Source organism: Maricaulis sp. W15 (assembly GCF_001924955.1).
Lineage (GTDB): Bacteria > Pseudomonadota > Alphaproteobacteria > Caulobacterales > Maricaulaceae > Maricaulis > Maricaulis maris.
Window position 1 is genome coordinate 309,721 of sequence record NZ_LQXG01000017.1, and the last position, 16,417, is coordinate 326,137.

At 63.3% G+C, this 16,417-nt stretch carries 20 protein-coding genes; 6 read left to right on the forward strand and 14 right to left on the reverse strand.

Annotated elements, in window-relative coordinates; all coding sequences use genetic code 11:
* Positions 1–47: 47 nt before the first annotated feature.
* On the reverse strand, positions 48–449 hold the full coding sequence (locus tag AWH62_RS11155) for a hypothetical protein (protein ID WP_075190556.1): 402 nt from the start codon (positions 447–449) through the stop codon (positions 48–50).
* 274 nt (positions 450–723) lie between these two features.
* Here AWH62_RS11155 and AWH62_RS11160 point away from each other — a divergent pair, with 274 nt between their 5' ends.
* Positions 724–1,251 carry a hypothetical protein gene (locus AWH62_RS11160; RefSeq protein ID WP_158025619.1) on the forward strand — a complete coding sequence of 176 codons (528 nt, stop codon included), beginning with the start codon at positions 724–726 and terminating at the stop codon, positions 1,249–1,251.
* 20 nt (positions 1,252–1,271) lie between these two features.
* Here AWH62_RS11160 and AWH62_RS11165 read toward each other — a convergent pair whose 3' ends face one another.
* The 6 genes from AWH62_RS11165 to AWH62_RS11190 all read right to left on the reverse strand — a co-directional run bounded on the left by AWH62_RS11165 (position 1,272) and on the right by AWH62_RS11190 (position 6,734).
* Entirely contained in the window at positions 1,272–3,041 is a 1,770-nt protein-coding gene (locus AWH62_RS11165; RefSeq protein ID WP_075190558.1) for a glycoside hydrolase family 15 protein, read from the reverse strand.
* Positions 3,038–3,793, reverse strand: coding sequence for a trehalose-phosphatase (otsB, locus tag AWH62_RS11170; RefSeq protein WP_075190559.1), 756 nt, complete (start codon positions 3,791–3,793; stop codon positions 3,038–3,040). The genes AWH62_RS11165 and otsB overlap by 4 nt, the downstream gene beginning before the upstream one ends.
* Complete coding sequence (locus AWH62_RS11175; RefSeq protein WP_075190603.1) at positions 3,790–5,163, reverse strand: trehalose-6-phosphate synthase; 1,374 nt, start codon at positions 5,161–5,163, stop codon at positions 3,790–3,792. The genes otsB and AWH62_RS11175 overlap by 4 nt, the downstream gene beginning before the upstream one ends.
* A gap of 145 nt (positions 5,164–5,308) precedes the next feature.
* Positions 5,309–5,641, reverse strand: a complete 333-nt coding sequence (gene grxD, locus AWH62_RS11180) for a Grx4 family monothiol glutaredoxin (RefSeq protein ID WP_075190560.1) — start codon at positions 5,639–5,641, stop codon at positions 5,309–5,311.
* Between the two features lie 32 nt (positions 5,642–5,673).
* A complete protein-coding gene (locus AWH62_RS11185) occupies positions 5,674–6,501 on the reverse strand; it encodes an aldo/keto reductase (protein WP_075190561.1) in 828 nt (275 codons plus the stop codon).
* Positions 6,501–6,734, reverse strand: coding sequence for a BolA/IbaG family iron-sulfur metabolism protein (locus tag AWH62_RS11190; protein ID WP_075190562.1), 234 nt, complete (start codon positions 6,732–6,734; stop codon positions 6,501–6,503). Before AWH62_RS11190 ends, AWH62_RS11185 begins: the two co-directional genes overlap by 1 nt.
* 181 nt (positions 6,735–6,915) lie before the next feature.
* On the opposite strand from AWH62_RS11190, the gene AWH62_RS11195 reads away from it, so the two are divergent.
* The gene (locus tag AWH62_RS11195) at positions 6,916–7,419 is read left to right on the forward strand and encodes a YHS domain-containing (seleno)protein (protein ID WP_083635152.1); all 504 of its coding nucleotides are present in this window, start codon (positions 6,916–6,918) and stop codon (positions 7,417–7,419) included.
* Between the two features lie 77 nt (positions 7,420–7,496).
* Positions 7,497–8,456 (forward strand): M20/M25/M40 family metallo-hydrolase, encoded by a 960-nt coding sequence (locus tag AWH62_RS11200; protein WP_083635153.1) that lies wholly within the window; start codon positions 7,497–7,499, stop codon positions 8,454–8,456.
* A gap of 76 nt (positions 8,457–8,532) precedes the next feature.
* Here the strand turns inward: AWH62_RS11200 and purL are convergent, their stop codons facing one another.
* Positions 8,533–10,758, reverse strand: coding sequence for a phosphoribosylformylglycinamidine synthase subunit PurL (purL, locus tag AWH62_RS11205; RefSeq protein WP_075190563.1), 2,226 nt, complete (start codon positions 10,756–10,758; stop codon positions 8,533–8,535).
* A gap of 94 nt (positions 10,759–10,852) precedes the next feature.
* On the opposite strand from purL, the gene AWH62_RS11210 reads away from it, so the two are divergent.
* Complete coding sequence (locus AWH62_RS11210) at positions 10,853–11,059, forward strand: type II toxin-antitoxin system HicA family toxin (protein WP_075190564.1); 207 nt, start codon at positions 10,853–10,855, stop codon at positions 11,057–11,059.
* A 12-nt stretch (positions 11,060–11,071) separates the two neighbouring features.
* A complete protein-coding gene (locus AWH62_RS11215; protein ID WP_143743026.1) occupies positions 11,072–11,527 on the forward strand; it encodes a type II toxin-antitoxin system HicB family antitoxin in 456 nt (151 codons plus the stop codon).
* Positions 11,528–11,548: 21 nt separating this feature from the next.
* Here AWH62_RS11215 and comJ read toward each other — a convergent pair whose 3' ends face one another.
* From comJ to purC, 4 genes are all read right to left on the reverse strand, one after another.
* On the reverse strand, positions 11,549–12,070 hold the full coding sequence (comJ, locus tag AWH62_RS16850) for a competence protein ComJ (protein WP_143743027.1): 522 nt from the start codon (positions 12,068–12,070) through the stop codon (positions 11,549–11,551).
* A 17-nt stretch (positions 12,071–12,087) separates the two neighbouring features.
* Positions 12,088–12,750, reverse strand: coding sequence for a phosphoribosylformylglycinamidine synthase subunit PurQ (gene purQ / locus AWH62_RS11230; RefSeq protein WP_075190568.1), 663 nt, complete (start codon positions 12,748–12,750; stop codon positions 12,088–12,090).
* A gap of 14 nt (positions 12,751–12,764) precedes the next feature.
* Positions 12,765–13,004, reverse strand: coding sequence for a phosphoribosylformylglycinamidine synthase subunit PurS (gene purS / locus AWH62_RS11235; protein WP_075190569.1), 240 nt, complete (start codon positions 13,002–13,004; stop codon positions 12,765–12,767).
* A 577-nt stretch (positions 13,005–13,581) separates the two neighbouring features.
* On the reverse strand, positions 13,582–14,358 hold the full coding sequence (purC, locus tag AWH62_RS11240) for a phosphoribosylaminoimidazolesuccinocarboxamide synthase (RefSeq protein ID WP_075190606.1): 777 nt from the start codon (positions 14,356–14,358) through the stop codon (positions 13,582–13,584).
* 256 nt (positions 14,359–14,614) lie between these two features.
* On the opposite strand from purC, the gene AWH62_RS11245 reads away from it, so the two are divergent.
* Positions 14,615–14,938 carry a DUF1476 domain-containing protein gene (locus AWH62_RS11245; protein WP_075190570.1) on the forward strand — a complete coding sequence of 108 codons (324 nt, stop codon included), beginning with the start codon at positions 14,615–14,617 and terminating at the stop codon, positions 14,936–14,938.
* A 188-nt stretch (positions 14,939–15,126) separates the two neighbouring features.
* Here AWH62_RS11245 and AWH62_RS11250 read toward each other — a convergent pair whose 3' ends face one another.
* Together AWH62_RS11250 and AWH62_RS11255 are read right to left on the reverse strand one after the other, a co-directional pair.
* Positions 15,127–15,591, reverse strand: a complete 465-nt coding sequence (locus AWH62_RS11250) for a thioredoxin family protein (RefSeq protein WP_075190571.1) — start codon at positions 15,589–15,591, stop codon at positions 15,127–15,129.
* Between the two features lie 6 nt (positions 15,592–15,597).
* Positions 15,598–16,158: a pyridoxamine 5'-phosphate oxidase family protein gene (locus AWH62_RS11255; protein ID WP_075190572.1), complete on the reverse strand. Its 561-nt coding sequence runs from the start codon at positions 16,156–16,158 to the stop codon at positions 15,598–15,600.
* Positions 16,159–16,417 lie beyond the last annotated feature (259 nt).

A 16,417-nucleotide genomic window follows, 5' to 3' on the forward strand; every position in this document is an offset into this window, starting at 1 on the left:
TAAAGCGCTACACCACGCGGGGCGGTATTTCGCGTCCGGGCTGCCCGTCAGCGGGAGGGAACTGGTTTTCGACGCGCCGTGATCAGGAAGTAGTAAGCCCACATCAGACCGAGGCCGGTCAGCGTTGCCGTCAGGAAGGCAGGCTCCTCTTCGCTATGGGAGAGCGAAAGTCCGCGGGTGTCGACGCTGGACATCATCACGACCAGCCAGACCAGGGCCATGCCTGCGCCGCCAAGGCAGGCCAGCGCGCCTTGTGTGCGTCGCACGCGCCCGGTATCGGTCAGGGGCGCGCCATGGACAACAATCGCGATCGCAACCGCTACGAGGGACACAAAGGCGGCCATTCCGCCGAACGCGACCGTGATGGCTGGTCCCATTCCCTGACCGCCCTCCCACCGGTCTGCGAATTCGGCGTTCGTCAGGATGGAGAGGGCGGCGGGCACAGCCATTGCGAGGGTGTGTCCGATCCATTGTCGCATTCCGGCAGCCTCCGACTGAACGTTTTGGAGTGTGCCGGTGAATGCCGTTCAGGCAAGCGGCGACATCGCTGACCTGTCATCGCGCAGCCCTGCCTTTTTCTGCAGCAAGTTGATTCGGGATTTCGCGTCTCACGAGTCCGTGGTTGATCAATTGTTAAACCCTGATTGTATGGCTCGACGTTCGGGGCCGCGGGGGCAAAATGCGGGGTCCGGACGCGTATTGGGGCTGTCTTTGGGGGCAAGGATGACAGGGCGTTGGCGGGGCGTATTGGCCGGTTTGGGGCTGGCTGTTTCACTTTCGGCATGTGCAACGAGCGGGGAGCCGCAGGTCGAGGCGAGGCGCAGCCTCCTGCCCAGCCTGCCGCCCATGCCCGCCATGCCGGCGCTGCCGACAATCAATATCTCCGACATGCGCATCCCGGGCACCAACCGTCAGGCGCCGGCACCGGACCCATCACTTGAGAACATCATCTATTGGCGCGTGATCGAGGACGATATCCTGATCGTCCATGCCGACACCAATGGCTGTACCTCGCGCGCCGATTTCCGGGTCGATGTACAGCAGTATCACGACGACATCTACACGGTCCGCCTGACCCGCGAAGCGCCGGACCAGTGCGCGACGGCAGCGCCCTGGGGCACCCAGCTCGGCTTCGGTTTCGAGGAACTCGGCGTGCCGATTGGCGGCCAGGTGATCGTGCTCAACCCGGTCGATACGGAGCGGCCCTGGGACTGGAACGAAAACCGCACCTATGTGGCCAACCGCCGCTAGGGCGGACAGTTGCAGACCGCTCAGACCACCGCGTCCCAGCTCAGTGACAGGCGCGAGGCGGCATTGATGATGCCGACCATGGAATAGGTCTGCGGGAAATTTCCCCACAGCTCACCGCTCGCCGTATCGATATCCTCGGACAATATGCCCAGCTGCGTGCGGTGGGCGAGCACATCCTCGAACATGGCGCGGGCATCCTCCAGCCGGCCGATCCGGGCCAGCGCGTCGATATGCCAGAAAGTGCAGGCGGTGAAGGCGGTCTTCGGCTTGCCGAAATCATCAGCGACCCGGTAGCGATAGACGTGGTAGCCGTCGCGCAATTCTTCATCGACCCGCTCCACCGTCGCAATGAAACGCGGATCATTCGGCGTGATGAAGCCGATTTCGGCCATCAAGAGAACAGAGGCGTCCAAGGCTTCGCCGCCGAAGGCGCCGGTGAAGGCCTGGCGGCTCTCATTCCAGGCTTCGCGCAACACGGTTTCACGGATTTCATTGGCCCGGAGTGTCCAGTAGTCCTGGCGCGCGTCGAGACCGAGGACGCTGGCGATACGGGCCAAGCGGTCGCAGGCCGCCCAGCACATGATGGCCGAGGAGGTGTGCACATCGGCGCGGCCGCGATATTCCCATATTCCGGCATCGGGCGTGTTGTAGACGGCATAGGCGCGCTCACCGACGACCTCGAAATGCTCGAACTCGAGCCGGCCGGCCTTGGATTGCAGGCGATCGTCGAAGAAGGCCTGGGAGGCGCCCAGGATGACGTGACCATAGACATCATGCTGGATGTGTTCGGCGGCCTGGTTGCCGAAGCGCACCGGTCCCATGCCGCGATAGCCCGGCAGGTCGGCGGCGATCATTTCGGTCAGGTCCATCTCAAGTGCGATCCCGAAGACCGGCTGGATATGCCCGCCCTTGGTCAGGGCCACGGTGTTGCGCAAATAGGCCATATAGCCTTCCAGCGTGCCGACGGCGGACAGGCGATTGAGGGCGGTGACGGTGAAATAGGCGTCGCGCAGCCAGCAGAAACGATAGTCCCAATTGCGCTCGCTATCGGCATGTTCCGGGATCGAGGTTGTCAGCGCCGCGACGATGCCGCCGGTCTCCTCATAGACGCAGAGCTTGAGCGTGATCGCGGCGCGGATCACCGCCTCCTGCCATTCCGGCGGGGTGGCGAGGCGGCGTGACCAGTCCTGCCAGTGATTGCAGGTGCGCTCATACCAGTCCTTGGCCATCGCCCCGACCGAGTCTGACAGGCTTTCATCCGGCCCCAGAACGAAGGAGACCTCATGGTCGAGCACAAAGTCGCGCCGGTCCATGATGTAGGAGAGGGGTGCGTCGGTGGTGATCCGGAAACCGGCGCTGTCATCGAGAAAGCTGACATGCGAGACGCCGCGCTTGGTCGGCATTTCGGCAGCGCCCTTGCGGCAGGATGCGGCCAGGGTCACCGAGATGCGCGGCATGCCGCGCAGCGGGGTGATGCGGCGTACGGTCGAGGCGGGGCGGAACATGCGGCCCTTGTCCATGAAACGCGGCGCGAAATCGGTGATCAGGATCGCCGACCCGTCGGCGGCTTCCAGCTCGGTCTCGATCACGGCCGTATTGCGGACATAGCGCTGGGTGGCGGAGACCTGACCGGCGAGTTCGACGCCGAACCGGCCCTTGCCGCCAACCAGGCTGTTGAAGACCGGCTCGCCGTCCAGCCGCGGCAGACAAAGCCAGGTCAACGCGCCGTGCGGGTCGACCAGTCCGGCAACCGTGCCATTGCCGATAATGCCAAGTTCCAGCGAATTCATGGGAGTTGTGCCTCCAGCCAGTTCCACACTCGGGCCGGGTCGTCGAGACGGGTCGTTGCGCTCGTTTGGCCTTCGCCGACCTTGATCGCCCACCCGCCCAGCGCGATCGCAGCGCGCATGCCGTCCTCATCGGTCGCATCATCACCGATCATCACCGGGCAGCGCCCGGCGAAGGGGGGGAGCGTCATCAAACGCTCGACAGCGCGTGCCTTGCTGGCGGCCGCAGGTTTGAGCTCGAACACCATCTTCCCGGCCTGCAGCCCGTAGGCCGGGCAATCGGCGACAAGCTCGGCCAGGGCCGCAGCCAGGGCCGGTCCTGCGCCGGGTGACGCACGATAGTGCAAGGCCAGAACGGGACCTTTGACTTCCAGGCGCGTGCCTGGTGTGTCAGCACACAATTGGTGCGCTCCGTGAAACAGTGCATCCGGAGCCGGGGGTGCCCAGGCGGCGGGATGGCGACCGGGGGCGCAGAAGTCGCTGCCATGCCCGCCAATGCGCCACAGGGCACCGGGAATGCGGCGATCAAGGTCGCGGATGTCGCGCCCGCTGATGATGGCCAGCGCTCCGCCGCTCGCCCGGGCCAGCGCTTGAAGGATGTCGCTGCCGCCAGGTGGCAGGAAGACCGTGTCGGGATCATCCTGCAGCGGCGCCAGCGTGCCGTCGAAATCGAGGAAAAGCGCGTTTTGCCTGACGTTGAAGACCGGCGTGTCATGCGTGTTGGCGCGGTGGGACCGGGTACGGGTTTCGCTCATGCCGGCACCGCCGGCTTGAGGTCTTCGAGGAAGCGATTGCGCCACCAGGCAATGTCCTGCGCGACGACCACATCGCGCAGCTTGCGCCAGCGCTCCTGGCGTTCCTCGAGCGACATGGTCAGGGCCTGGTGGATGGCGTCGGCGACCTTGTTGCGATCGTGCGGATTGACGATCAGCGCGTCCTTCATCTGCTCGGCCGCGCCGGCAAATTGCGACAGGACCAGAACGCCCGGATCGCTTTCGTCCTGGGCGATGACGAATTCCTTGGCAACGAGGTTCATGCCGTCCCGCAAGGGGGTGACGAGGCCGACCCGGGCAATCCGGAACAGGCCAGCCAGTTCCTCGCGGGTGTAGGAGCGTGCCAGGTAGCGTAACGGGATCCAGTCGAGATCGCCGTGATCGCCATTGATCCGTCCGGCCAGCTGGTCGAGCTCCAGTCGCAGTTCCTGGTATTCCTCGACTTTCGAGCGCGAGGGCGGGGCGATCTGGGTGACCGAGACCTTGCCATGCATTTCCGGATGGTCGTCAAACAGCTGTCCGACCGCCTCGAAGCGCTGCGGCAGGCCCTTGGAATAATCCATCCGGTCGACGCCGATGACGAGTTCGCGGCCGCCCAGGAAGCGGCTGATCCGTTCGGCGGCGCGGTCTGCGACAGCTGAATGGGCGGCCGCGATGAAACCGGCCGGATCGATGCCGATCGGATAGGCCTCGATCCGTGTGGTCGTGCCGAAAACCGAGATCCGGCCGTCGTTTAATTCCTTGCCGCCGCAATCATCGACCAGGTAGCGCACGAAATTCGAGCGGTCGCGGGAGCACTGGAAGCCGATCACCGAATAGGCGCACAGGGCGCGGGCGATCCAGTGATGCTCGGGTATGGCACGGAAAATCTCCGGCGGCGGGAAGGGGATATGCAGGAAAAAGCCGGTCGGTCCCTCCCAGCCGGCATGGCGCAGGGCGTCGCCCATCAGCAGGAAATGATAGTCATGGACCCAGACTGTGTCGGTGGGCACCAGCCGGTCGGCGACCATGTTGGCCAGGCGCTGATTGACAGCGGAGTAGGCCTGGAAGGCGTCGCTGTCGAAGCAGGCAAGATCGATGCGGTAGTGAAAAACCGGCCAGATCACCCGGTTGGCATAGTTGAGATAAAATCCCTCATGCTCGTCATGGGTCAGGTCGGTAAGGACGAATTCAACGCCCTCATCGCGGTAGACGCTGGTGCCGCGTGGTATCTCGTCGACCAGCTCGCCGCTCCAGCCGAACCAGCTGCCGCCGGTTTCCTTGAGAGATTCCCAGACCGCCACCGCCAGCCCGCCGGCGCGGGCCTTCGGGTCGGCAGCCGTTCGGTTCGAGATTGCGATCAGTCGGCCCATCATCACTCCTTGCACCGGGAATGGTGTTCCACGGGGCTCGGGGAGCGGGCAAGGCGGCGGCCGGTCTCAGCACGGGATGGGGTGGAATTGCTAGTTTGGCGAGCCGGAATGCCCCAAATCGGTCAATCCGGTCGGTCGTCAGGGCTCAAGCAGCGTCGACGACGCCCTTGTCCTTGAAATAGGCTTGCAGCTCGCCGGTCTCGAACATTTCCTTGATGATGTCGCAGCCGCCGACGAATTCGCCCTTCACATAGAGTTGGGGAATGGTCGGCCAGTTCGAAAATTCCTTGATGCCCTGACGGATACCATCATCCTCGAGCACATTGACGCTCTCGAAATTGACCTGGAGATGATCCAGCACGCGCGCGACAACCGAGGAAAACCCGCATTGCGGGAAGACCGGCGTGCCCTTCATGAAGAGCACGACGTCGTTGTTGTCGATGGTCGACTTGATGCTGTCGTGAGCGGTCACGGACATGGCGGAACTCCTCGGATCATCCTGATCGATAGCTAAGACGTCGGCTGCTTGGCTTCAAGAGCGGCAACCAGTGCCGCATTGGCGGCCAGATGGGTCGGTTTTGTGGTGAGGCACATCACACTGTTCGCGTAGGGCTGGGACAGGGCCCAGCGCAGACTGTCCGCCGGGCTGCCCGTGGTCGGTGCTACCGGATTACGCTGGAGCCGTTGTTTGACCCGCTGTGCAAGATACCAGAGATCGCCGCGCGAGCCGGGCACGCTTGGTGCCTGCGCAGCGCCGGCCATCGTTTCGATGCCGATGACCGAGAGCCCGGCGGCGCGGGCCTGTTCGAGTCGCTGCCGCTCCGCCTCGGTGAGACGCGCATTGACCGGTGCCATCAGCGCATCAAAAACGCCGAGTTCGATGGCGCGGTCGAGCTCGCCGCCGCGACCACACACACCGATATGGCGGATCATGCCGCGATCACGGAAGGCCTGCAGCCGGCGGATCAGCTTGTCGGTCAGCTCGTCCGGGGCGGGCCCGTGCAGCAATAGGAGGTCGACATGGTCGCGCTGCAGGCGTTTCAGCGAATCTCGCAGTGACATCTCCACCGCGCCGGCCGACAGGTCGCGATGACCGCCGGCATGCACGCCTGCCTTTGTCGCGACGAATACCTTGGCCCGCGGCACGGTTTTCAGCGCTGCACCGAGGCGTCGCTCAGCTTCGCCCCGGCCATAGGCGGGGCCGGTGTCGAACAGGGTGACGCCCAGATCAATCGCCTGGTGGATCAGCCGTGTCGTGGCACCGCGCCCGGCGCCCAGCCCGGCGTGCGGACCGGTGACACCAAAGCCGAGCCGGGAAAAGGCATCCGCCTCGATCATCAGGCGGGAACCCGGGTTTCCAGCGCGAGGGCGTGCAGCTCACCACCCATCTTGCCGCCCAGCGCCGCGTAGACCATCTGGTGTTGGGCGACGCGCAGCTTGCCGCGAAAGCTTTCTGCGGTGACGACGGCTTTCCAGTGATCATTGTCACCGGCCAGATCGGTCATCTCGACCTCGGCATCGGGAATTCCGGCCTTGATCAGGGCGATGATGTCGGTGGCGGGCATGGGCATGGTGTGTCCTCGTCGGATGTCTGGCGGGCGGGCTGTCGCGACTTTACGACCTGGCTTCACGATGGATCACATCCAACCGGCGCGAGCGTGACCGGACGTGTCGTCGCGTGCACTATCCGCGCAGGCCGCTGCAGCCCATATCTGCGCCAAGCTAGTCGTGACTGCTGCAAGGGAAAAGACCATGACCGCCTTCTTCACTGCCAAATTTGTCGTGCGCCTCGGCCTCGGCCTCGCCAACCTTGTCCTGGCGGCCTTGTTCCTCGCCGGGATCGCCGATGCCGGTGAACCCTATCTCGACCGTGATGGCCGGCCCGTCGGTGGGCATGACGTGGTCAGCTATCACACTTCGGACGCGCCACTACCCGGGCTCGACAGCATCACCGCCGAGTATAATGGCGTGACCTGGTATTTCGCGACCGAGGACAATCGCGACCTGTTTGTTGCCAATCCGGCGCGTTATGCGCCGGCCTATGACGGTCATTGCGCCTACGCGCTGGCGAATGATCGCAAGGTCCGCAGTGACCCGCTGGCCTATCGCGTCGTTGATGGGGTGCTCTACATGAATTTCTCGGCCTCGATCCAGGAACGTTGGGAGCGCGACATTCCCGGCTATCTGGAACAGTCCGAGGCCAATTGGCCCGCGCATGAGGGCGAGCCGGCCGCATCGCCGCGTCGCTGGTTCTGATTGTTACGGAAAATTTGGTGGGGCGGTTGGCCCACGCATGGCAGTCTGCCCGCTGTTTTCTGAACCGGGGGTTTTCCATGCGCGCCATTCTGGCTTCTTCCATGTTTTCCATGGCCTTGCTGACGACGGCTTGTGCGGCCGTCCAACCCGGTGGCGCGGGTGAAGCCTGGTCGCTCGACCGGCCACAATTGCTCACTGATCTACGCGTCCTGGCGGCGGATGACATGGAAGGCCGCGAGGTCGGAACCGACGGCAATGCCCGTGCCCGCGCCTATATCATCACTCGTCTCCAGGCGATGGGCGTCGCCCCGGTCGGCGACAGCTATGAGCACGGTTTCTCATTCGAGATGCGACGCACGGGCGAAAAGGTTGACGGGGTCAATATCCTGGCCCGCATCGACGGGACCAGCGACAGCTCCCGGACCATGGTTGTTTCAGCGCATTATGATCACGAAGGCATGCGCGGCGAGCAAATCTGGAATGGTGCCGACGATAATGCCTCCGGTGTCGCCTCGGTTCTCGCCGTGGCAGAAATGTTCCTCGCCGATCCGCCCGAGCATGATGTGATCTTCGCCTTCGTCGACGCCGAGGAGCGTGGCTTGCAGGGCGCGCGGGCCTTTGTCGCCAATCCGCCAATCCCGGTCGAGAACATCACTTTCAACTTGAATATGGACATGGTCGCCATGTCGACAGACCGAATCCTGTGGGCTGTCGGCACCTACCACTATCCCTTCCTGACGCCGATCGTCGAAGACGTGGCCTCTCGCGCCACGGTGTCGATGCCGATGGGCTATGACGAGCCGACCGAGGAGCCGGGTGGTGACTGGACCAATCTCACCGATAGCGGCGCCTTCCACGCCGCGGGCATCCCCTTCATCTATCTCGGCGTCGATTTTCATCCGCATTACCACCAGCCGACCGACACCTATGAAAACATGACGCTGGACTTCTTCCAGGACGCCAGCGCGGCGATCGCGGATTTCGCCCGCCAGTCGGATGAGAATCTGGACATGATCGGCGAAGCGTCAGGACGCTGATCCCCTGGACCATCCGGCCATCAAAAAAAGCCGCCGCGAGACCGCGGCGGCTTTTTGCCGTGTTCTGTGATGCGGCCTATTCCGCCGCTTCGACCAATTGCTCCATCAGGCCGGGCATCCAGCCCTCCCAGGCCGCGCGCAGGCGATCCAGTTCCAGCGGGTGGGCGCCATTGACGGTGACCGCCTTGCCACCGGCGAGACCGACCACATGGACCGGGATGTCATCGGCCTTGGCGTCCTGCAGGATGGCGATCGCATCTTCCTTGGCGGCCGCCAGGAGATAGCGTCCTTGGTCTTCGCCGAAGAGATAGCCGTGCATCGGCACATTGCCTTCATGGGCAAGCTTGATGCCCATGTCCGAGGCCAGCGCCATATCGGCGGCGGCACAGGCCAAGCCACCATCGGACAGGTCGTGACAGGCTGACAGGCGTCCGGCGCGGATCTGGCCGCGCACGAAGTCGCCATTGGCTTTTTCGGCGTCGAGGTCGACCAGCGGCGCACCGCCGTCCTCGCGGCCTTCAATGACTTTGAGATAGACCGAGGCGCCAAGGCTGCCTTCAGTCTCGCCGACGACCAGCAGGATATCGCCTTCCCGCATGCCGCCGAAATGGGCACGCTGTGCCATGTCCGGGATCAGGCCGACACCACCGATTGCCGGGGTTGGCGGAATGGCGACGCCATTGGTTTCATTATAGAGGCTGACATTGCCGGACACGACCGGGAAGTCGAGCTTGGCGCAGGCCTCGGCCATGCCGTCGATACAGCCGACGAACTGACCCATGATTTCTTCACGCTCGGGATTGCCGAAATTGAGGCAATCGGTAATGGCGATCGGGTCGGCACCGGTGGCGGTCAGATTGCGCCAGGCTTCAGCGACGGCCTGCTTGCCGCCCTCGAACGGGTTGGCGAAACAATAGCGCGGCGTGCAATCGGTGGTGATGGCCAGCGCCTTCTTGGTGCCGTGCACCCGGACAATGGCGGCATCCGACGGGTCTTCCGACGAGGCTGCGGTGTCGGCCATGACGTGGCGGTCATACTGTTTCCAGATCCAGGCCTTGGAGGCCATGTCCGGGCTCGCCATGATCTTCAGCAGGATCTCGCCCATATGGTCCGGCTGGGCGACGTCCTTGGCATTGAGCTGGGCGCGCACTTCCGGCGCGAAATAGGGGCGCTCATATTTCGGCGCATCATCGGCCAGCGGCGCGACCGGGATGTCGCAGACGGTCTCGCCCTTGTGGGTGAGCACCATGCGGCCGGTATCCGTGGTCTCGCCGATCACCGCGACATCGAGTTCCCACTTCTTGAAAATCTCGTAGGCGACGTCCTCGCGACCCGGCTTCATGATGACCAGCATCCGCTCCTGGCTTTCCGAGAGCATCATCTCATAGGTCGTCATATTGGTTTCGCGCTGGGGCACCTTGTCCATGTCGAGCGCAATGCCGATGCCGCCCTTGTCGGCCATTTCGACAGAGGAGGAGGTGAGGCCGGCCGCGCCCATGTCCTGGATGGCGGCGATGGCATCGGTGGCCATCAGTTCGAGACAGGCCTCGATCAGCTTTTTCTCGGTGAAGGGGTCGCCGACCTGGACGGTGGGACGCTTTTCCTCGGAGGCATCATCGAACTCGGCCGAGGCCATGGTCGCGCCGTGAATGCCGTCGCGGCCGGTCTTGGAGCCGACATAGACGATCGGCTGGCCCGGCTCGGCGCCGCGGGCGTAGAAGATATTATCGGCATCCGCGAGGCCGACGGCCATCGCATTGACCAGGATATTGCCGTTGTAGCCGGCATGGAAATTGGTCTCGCCGCCGACGGTCGGCACACCGACGCAATTGCCATAACCGCCAATGCCGGCCACCACACCGGAGACCAGATGCGTGGTCTTCTTGTGCTCGGGCGCGCCGAAGCGAAGCGCATTCATCAGCGCCACCGGGCGCGCGCCCATGGTGAAGACATCGCGCAGAATGCCGCCCACACCCGTCGCCGCACCCTGATAGGGCTCGATGAAAGAGGGATGGTTGTGGCTTTCCATCTTGAAGATGCAGGCTTGGCCATCACCGATATCAATGACACCGGCATTCTCGCCCGGCCCCTGGATCACCTTCTCGCCGGAGGTCGGCAGACGGCCCAGATGCGCGCGGGATGACTTGTAGGAACAGTGCTCGGACCACATGACCGAGAAGATACCCAGCTCAACCAGGTTCGGCGCCCGGCCCAGACGGTCGAGAATGACGGCGTATTCGGCGTCATTGATACCGTGTTCCTTGACGATCTCGGCGGTGACTTGGTCCGAGTATTGAGTCATAATGCAACCTCAAGGCGATAATCGGTATGCGCACATATTTGTGCGCACATTATTGTGTTGTTCCGCGTCCTGCCTTATATCGAAGGAAGGCTCCATGAACGGCAAGGGTTTTATTCGCCGCCTGAGAGCCTACGCCAAGGCCAACGGGCTCGATCTCGCAATTTCCCCGGAGCGTGGCAAGGGCGGACACCAATTGGTGCGTCTCGACAATCGGCCGACGACAGTCAAGTCGGGCGAGATCGGCAAGGGCTTGTTGGCCAAGATGTTGCGCGATCTTGCTGTGCCGAAAGAGAAATTCTGAATGGAGTCAGGCATGGACAATGCTGAATTCACGGTTTTCGCCTATCCGGTCCGGCTGCATAAAGATGAAGACGGACGGAGCTGGGTCGAGTGTCGCGACCTGCCCGAGCTGGCGACCGACGGGGCCGACGAAGGCGAGGCCCTGGCAGAGGCCAGCGACGCGCTCGACCTGGTGATTCGGGATCGCTTGCGGCGCGGCGAGGCCGTGCCGGACCCGTCACCGAGACAACCGGGCGAAAACCTCGTCTGTCCCGACCATGTCACAGCCTATCGTGTGGTTCTCGCGCGCTGGGTCGCCGCAACGGGCCGTGGTGCCCAGAGTCAGCTCGCCCGCCGGCTCGGCAAGGGCGAAACCCATGTCCGTCGCCTGTTGGCTCCGAATGGCGGGGCGAGCGTGAAGAGCTTTGTCGAGGCGCTCAGCGCCATCGGCTACGCCGCTGCGCCGTCACTGGCGGTGATGCGCATATAGTTCCGAAACGGGCTGTGCCGACTAATTTCGGTCTGTGAGAATACCCAGTCGCGGCGCTTGTTCTGGAACTAGATAAATTCGGTACCATTCGAGGTCGCGGCGACTTGCGATTTCGGTGTCGGTCAGCCGACCTTCCAATCCATCGCCGATTTCGCCGAGACTTAATTGGTCAACGCCCAGATTTTGTGCCGCGAAATAAGCCGAGTACTCACCGGGCGGTACCCGGCAGGAAATTGAAGGACGATTGTCGATGATCGACATTACATGGACTGCGCCGTCGAGCGTTCGGAAGTCAACGCATGTGACGCGCTCCCATTCATCGAGATTTGGCGGACGTTGAGCGAGAACGAGTTCGACCCAATGATCGTTGAGGTCCGCTTCGGTCCCAACTATTCGATAGGAGGGTGCTCCGGCAAACCCTCGCTGCGACGCCTCGTGATCCCAGTTTTCGGAGTCTTGGAGAAGTCTGTTCGAGTCCTGGCAGATCAGGATCTGATAGTGGCTCGCGAAAACTCGCCCTGCGGCCAAACGGATTTCAGACATGGGGTCGCCTTCCGTTCCTAAGCGCTCCCCAGCAGGCTCTCAAACAGCGCCAGACCATCCGTGCCGCCATGGCCGGTGTCCACGGCGCGTTCCGGGTGGGGCATCATGCCCATGACATTGCCCTGTTCATTGGTGATGCCGGCGATGTCGCGGGCCGAGCCATTGGGGTTCTTGCCATAGCGGAACACCACCTGGCCTTCGCCCTCGATCCGGTCGAGCGTGTCGGCGTCGGCGAAATAATTGCCGTCATGATGGGCGATGGGGACCAGAAGCTGGGCGCCGGCCTCATAGCGCGAGGTGAATTGGGTGTTGGCATTCTCGACCGTGAGCGGCGCTTTCTCGCAGACGAATTTCAGCCCGGCATTGCGCATCAGCGCGCCCGGCAGAAGGCCGCTCTCGGTGAGGATCTGGAAGCCGTTGCACACGCCCAGCACCGGCGCGCCGGTGGCGGCATGGGCGATAATGGCCGGCATGATGGCCGAGCGCGAGGCCATCGAGCCGCAGCGCAGATAATCGCCATAGGAAAACCCGCCCGGCACCATCACGAACTGGGTGCCCTCGGGCAATTCGCTCTCCTGGTGCCAGACCATGGCCGGCTTTTGACCCGTGACTGTCTCGATCGCGTCGTGGGCATCACGATCACAATTCGAGCCCGGGAAGACGATGACGGCGGATTTCATGATGCCGGCCTCTCCTACGCCAGTTCGATCGAGTAGCTCTCGATCACCGGGTTGGAGAGGAGTTTGGCGCACATCTCATCGACGCGCTTGCGGGCGGCTTCGACGTCATCGCCGGTCAGGTCCAGCTCGATCAGCTTGCCCTGGCGGACGGCTTCGACCTCGTCATACCCCATATTGTGCAGGGCGCCGGCAACGGCGGCGCCCTGGGGGTCCAGAACGCCGGGTTTCAGATAGACGTGGATTTTCGCTTTCACGGGCTCGACTCGCTTGTGCTGGTCACGACATTTCGCCCCTGCATAAAGCGGAGTCGTCGCGCGCGCAATTCGCGGGGCGTACGGATTCAGCAGGGCCGGGATGCAGACCTTCTTTCTGCCCCCGCAAAGCGGGGGAAGTGGCCCGACGCGCGAGCGGCGGGACGAAGGGGGGGGCGAGCGGAGCGAGGAGGGTGAGGCGAAGTCCCGGCAAGACATCAATGGATGATTTTGCGCTGGCGCACGTTCTAGTAAATTCACCCTCACCATTTTTCCCGGCCGGAGCCCCGCAAAAGCGGGGTGGAGAGCCGGGACCGACCCGACTGTCCGGCAAATGATGAGTCTCCCGTTGGTCCCGGATGGCGCTGCGCGCCTCCGGGAAAAATGGATGATTGGGGCTGGACGTCCGGCTTCCGAACCCAGTTACTGCACAGGTCCTTCCCCAGACAAGGGAAGGTGGGCCGGCGCGAAGCGGCGGGTCGGATCGGGTGAAACGCGCAGCGTTCAGGCACCGGCCGCCGATCACCCACTCCGTCTCGCCGCTTTCGCGACGATCCACCTCGCCCGTCAAGGCGAGGACCTACTTCGCCGCGTCGCCCTTGCCGACATCGCCATTGGCGGCGCCTTGGCCGCTTTCCTTCATGATGCCGAGACGGCGAGCGACTTCGGCATAGGCTTCCGTGACATTGCCCATGTCGCGGCGGAAGCGGTCCTTGTCCATTTTTTCGTTGGTTTCGAGATCCCACAGGCGGCAGCTGTCGGGGCTGATCTCGTCGGCCAGCACGGTGCGCACCATGTCGCCTTCGTAATGGCGACCGAATTCCAGCTTGAAGTCGACCAGGCGGATGCCGGCGCCGGTGAACAGGCCGCACAGGAAGTCGTTGACCCGTAGGGTCATCGCCATCATGTCGTCGATCTCCTGATGGGTCGCCCAGTTGAAGGCGGTGATGTGCTCTTCCGAGATCATCGGATCGCCCAGCTCGTCCTTCTTGTAGTAGAATTCGACGATGGAGCGCGGCAATTGCTCGCCCTCGGGCACGCCGAGACGGGTGCTGATCGAACCGGCGGCGACATTGCGGCAGACCACTTCCAGCGGAATGATCTCGACTTGGCGGACCAATTGTTCGCGCATGTTCAGGCGTTTGAGGAAATGGGTCGGAATGCCGATCCGGCCGAGACCGAGCATGATGTGCTCGGAGATCCGGTTGTTGAGAACACCCTTGCCCTCGAGTGTCGCGTGCTTCTGGTTGTTGAAGGCGGTCGCGTCGTCCTTGAAATACTGGACGATGGTGCCGGGCTCGGGGCCCTCATAGAGGATCTTGGCCTTGCCTTCGTAAATCATCTTGCGACGGGACATGGTGGGCGCTCCAGAGGCGGACCCGGCAGCCCCCAGCGGACGCCCGGCCATGAAAAAGCACGACGCGGCCCGAATCGAAGACCGGACCGCGCATCGGAGGCTGAAAATATCCCTCGCGGCCCTGTGGTGCAATCTCTTGTCGCGGTGCGGCATGAAGCCTGCGCGAGCTTCAGCGCAAAGATTGATTTGGCCGGGCGGCCAAGCTACTCAACAGGCAACACAACCGTCCATCAGGACCGTCTTCAGGGAGAGACCCATGTCGGGCATCGACGATCGCGAAAAAGGCTTCGAGAACAAGTACGCCCACGATCAGGAGATCGAGTTCAAGGCGACCGCCCGCCGCAACAAGCTGTTGGGCCTGTGGGCGGCCGAGTTGCTGGGTCTCGATGGTCCGGAATCGGAAGCCTATGCCAAGGCGGTGATCGCGTCTGATTTCGAGGAAGCCGGCGATGACGATGTCTTCCGCAAGGTGCGCGGTGATTTTGACGCCAAGGGCGTCGAGATGTCCGACCATCTGCTGCGCAAGCAAATGGACGATCTCCTGGTCACCGCCCGCGAACAGATCCGCTCGCAGGGCTGATCTTTCGGTCCGATGTGACACTGGAAAGCCCCGGCCTGGCCGGGGCTTTTTTGTGTGTTTGACCCCTCACCCGACCCTTCGGGCCACCCTCTCCCACGAGGGGAGAGGGCCTTCTTGCCAGCGGCGCGCACATACGCCTTCTCCCCTCGCGGGAGAAGGTCCCCGAAGGGGGGATGAGGGGGCGGCGGCTAAACTCCCTCCGCTTCCAGCCGCTCGACCACGCGCAGCCAGCGGTCCAGTGCTTCGCGGATCTGGTCGCGACCGTAATCCATCGTGATCATCTCGAAGACCTGGCCCGTTTCGCGGTCGATCAGCAGCATGAAGCCGGTCGAGCCGGCCGCCTCGCTGTAAATGTCCGTCAGGCCCTCAGCCTCCGCGAGTTCGCGCAGGCTTTCGCGCCGACCCAGCGTGAAGTCGAACTTCACCCAGCCGATGGCGGCGTCTTCATAGTCAGCGCGCACATCCTCGACGCGCGGCTCGATGATGCGGCAGGCCGAACACCAGGAGGAGCGGAACATGACGGCGGCCAGGCGCGGCCGCTCGCCTGCCGCTTCCGTCACCTCGGCCTCCGCCGTTCCGTCCCATCCGGAGCGGAAGAAATTCGGCGCCATGAAGACGGCGAGGGCGGCGATGAGGATCAGGCTGAGGCGCATGGCGAACTACTCCGCTGCATCCGGCTTGACCAGGCCGGGCAGGCCGTCGATGGAGGCCGCGTTCGAAACATAGCGCCGCTCCGACCATTCCTCGTCGGACCGGTGGGCATTGGCGCGGATCAGCTGGTCGCGTTCGCCAGCATAGTCGTAAAAGGGCACACCCCAGCCGCAACTGTCCTGGATGCGGTCGATCTTCGCGGTGAAAATGGTGCGCGCCTTGGGGAAGTCCGGGAAGAGGGCGAGCTTGTCGGAAAAGCCCGGCTCATCAAAGGAGACCGCTTCGGCCTTGCCGTAGAGCCGCAAGATGTTGGCCGCTCCCTCAAAGGCGCAGAACATGAAGGTGATGCGGCCATTCTGGCGCACATGCGCCAGTGTCTCGATCCCCGATCCGCCGAGATCGAGATAGGCGACCTCATTGGGTCCCAGAATGCGGAAACTGTCATAGCCCTTGGGCGACAGGTTCACATGCCCGCCGTCTCCGGACGGGGCCGTGGCGACGAAGAACATCTTCTGCTTCTCGATGAAGGCGCGGATGCGATCGTCGATATGGGGGTGAGTCTTGGCCATGGGCGCAATGTAGGCGGAGTTCGCCGCGACCGCTACGTGGCCGTGCGGGATTTCACGGAGTTTTGTGGGCACAGGTACAATTGACGCCGCGCCCCCTTTTGTCATCCCCGCCGGATGGCCTGCGAAGGCAGGCCGCAGAGCGGGCAACTGTTTTGATCAGGCCTGGAATGGGCGTTGGTCTCGGATGATAGCGTTGAGGGTTATGAGGAGTTTTCGGGCGACGGCGATGAGGGCGAGTTTTTTGGGTTTTCCGGCGTCG

What these genes read in the sequence shown, in the direction of transcription:
- AWH62_RS11155 (WP_075190556.1), bottom strand. Translation starts at nt 449, where the DNA reads ATGGCTGTGCCCGCCGCCCTCTCCATCCTGACGAACGCCGAATTCGCA.
- AWH62_RS11160 (WP_158025619.1), top strand. Translation starts at nt 724, where the DNA reads ATGACAGGGCGTTGGCGGGGCGTATTGGCCGGTTTGGGGCTGGCTGTT.
- AWH62_RS11165 (WP_075190558.1), bottom strand. Translation starts at nt 3,041, where the DNA reads ATGAATTCGCTGGAACTTGGCATTATCGGCAATGGCACGGTTGCCGGA.
- otsB (WP_075190559.1), bottom strand. Translation starts at nt 3,793, where the DNA reads ATGAGCGAAACCCGTACCCGGTCCCACCGCGCCAACACGCATGACACG.
- AWH62_RS11175 (WP_075190603.1), bottom strand. Translation starts at nt 5,163, where the DNA reads ATGGGCCGACTGATCGCAATCTCGAACCGAACGGCTGCCGACCCGAAG.
- grxD (WP_075190560.1), bottom strand. Translation starts at nt 5,641, where the DNA reads ATGTCCGTGACCGCTCACGACAGCATCAAGTCGACCATCGACAACAAC.
- AWH62_RS11185 (WP_075190561.1), bottom strand. Translation starts at nt 6,501, where the DNA reads ATGATCGAGGCGGATGCCTTTTCCCGGCTCGGCTTTGGTGTCACCGGT.
- AWH62_RS11190 (WP_075190562.1), bottom strand. Translation starts at nt 6,734, where the DNA reads ATGCCCATGCCCGCCACCGACATCATCGCCCTGATCAAGGCCGGAATT.
- AWH62_RS11195 (WP_083635152.1), top strand. Translation starts at nt 6,916, where the DNA reads ATGACCGCCTTCTTCACTGCCAAATTTGTCGTGCGCCTCGGCCTCGGC.
- AWH62_RS11200 (WP_083635153.1), top strand. Translation starts at nt 7,497, where the DNA reads ATGCGCGCCATTCTGGCTTCTTCCATGTTTTCCATGGCCTTGCTGACG.
- purL (WP_075190563.1), bottom strand. Translation starts at nt 10,758, where the DNA reads ATGACTCAATACTCGGACCAAGTCACCGCCGAGATCGTCAAGGAACAC.
- AWH62_RS11210 (WP_075190564.1), top strand. Translation starts at nt 10,853, where the DNA reads ATGAACGGCAAGGGTTTTATTCGCCGCCTGAGAGCCTACGCCAAGGCC.
- AWH62_RS11215 (WP_143743026.1), top strand. Translation starts at nt 11,072, where the DNA reads ATGGACAATGCTGAATTCACGGTTTTCGCCTATCCGGTCCGGCTGCAT.
- comJ (WP_143743027.1), bottom strand. Translation starts at nt 12,070, where the DNA reads ATGTCTGAAATCCGTTTGGCCGCAGGGCGAGTTTTCGCGAGCCACTAT.
- purQ (WP_075190568.1), bottom strand. Translation starts at nt 12,750, where the DNA reads ATGAAATCCGCCGTCATCGTCTTCCCGGGCTCGAATTGTGATCGTGAT.
- purC (WP_075190606.1), bottom strand. Translation starts at nt 14,358, where the DNA reads ATGTCCCGTCGCAAGATGATTTACGAAGGCAAGGCCAAGATCCTCTAT.
- AWH62_RS11245 (WP_075190570.1), top strand. Translation starts at nt 14,615, where the DNA reads ATGTCGGGCATCGACGATCGCGAAAAAGGCTTCGAGAACAAGTACGCC.
- AWH62_RS11250 (WP_075190571.1), bottom strand. Translation starts at nt 15,591, where the DNA reads ATGCGCCTCAGCCTGATCCTCATCGCCGCCCTCGCCGTCTTCATGGCG.
- AWH62_RS11255 (WP_075190572.1), bottom strand. Translation starts at nt 16,158, where the DNA reads ATGGCCAAGACTCACCCCCATATCGACGATCGCATCCGCGCCTTCATC.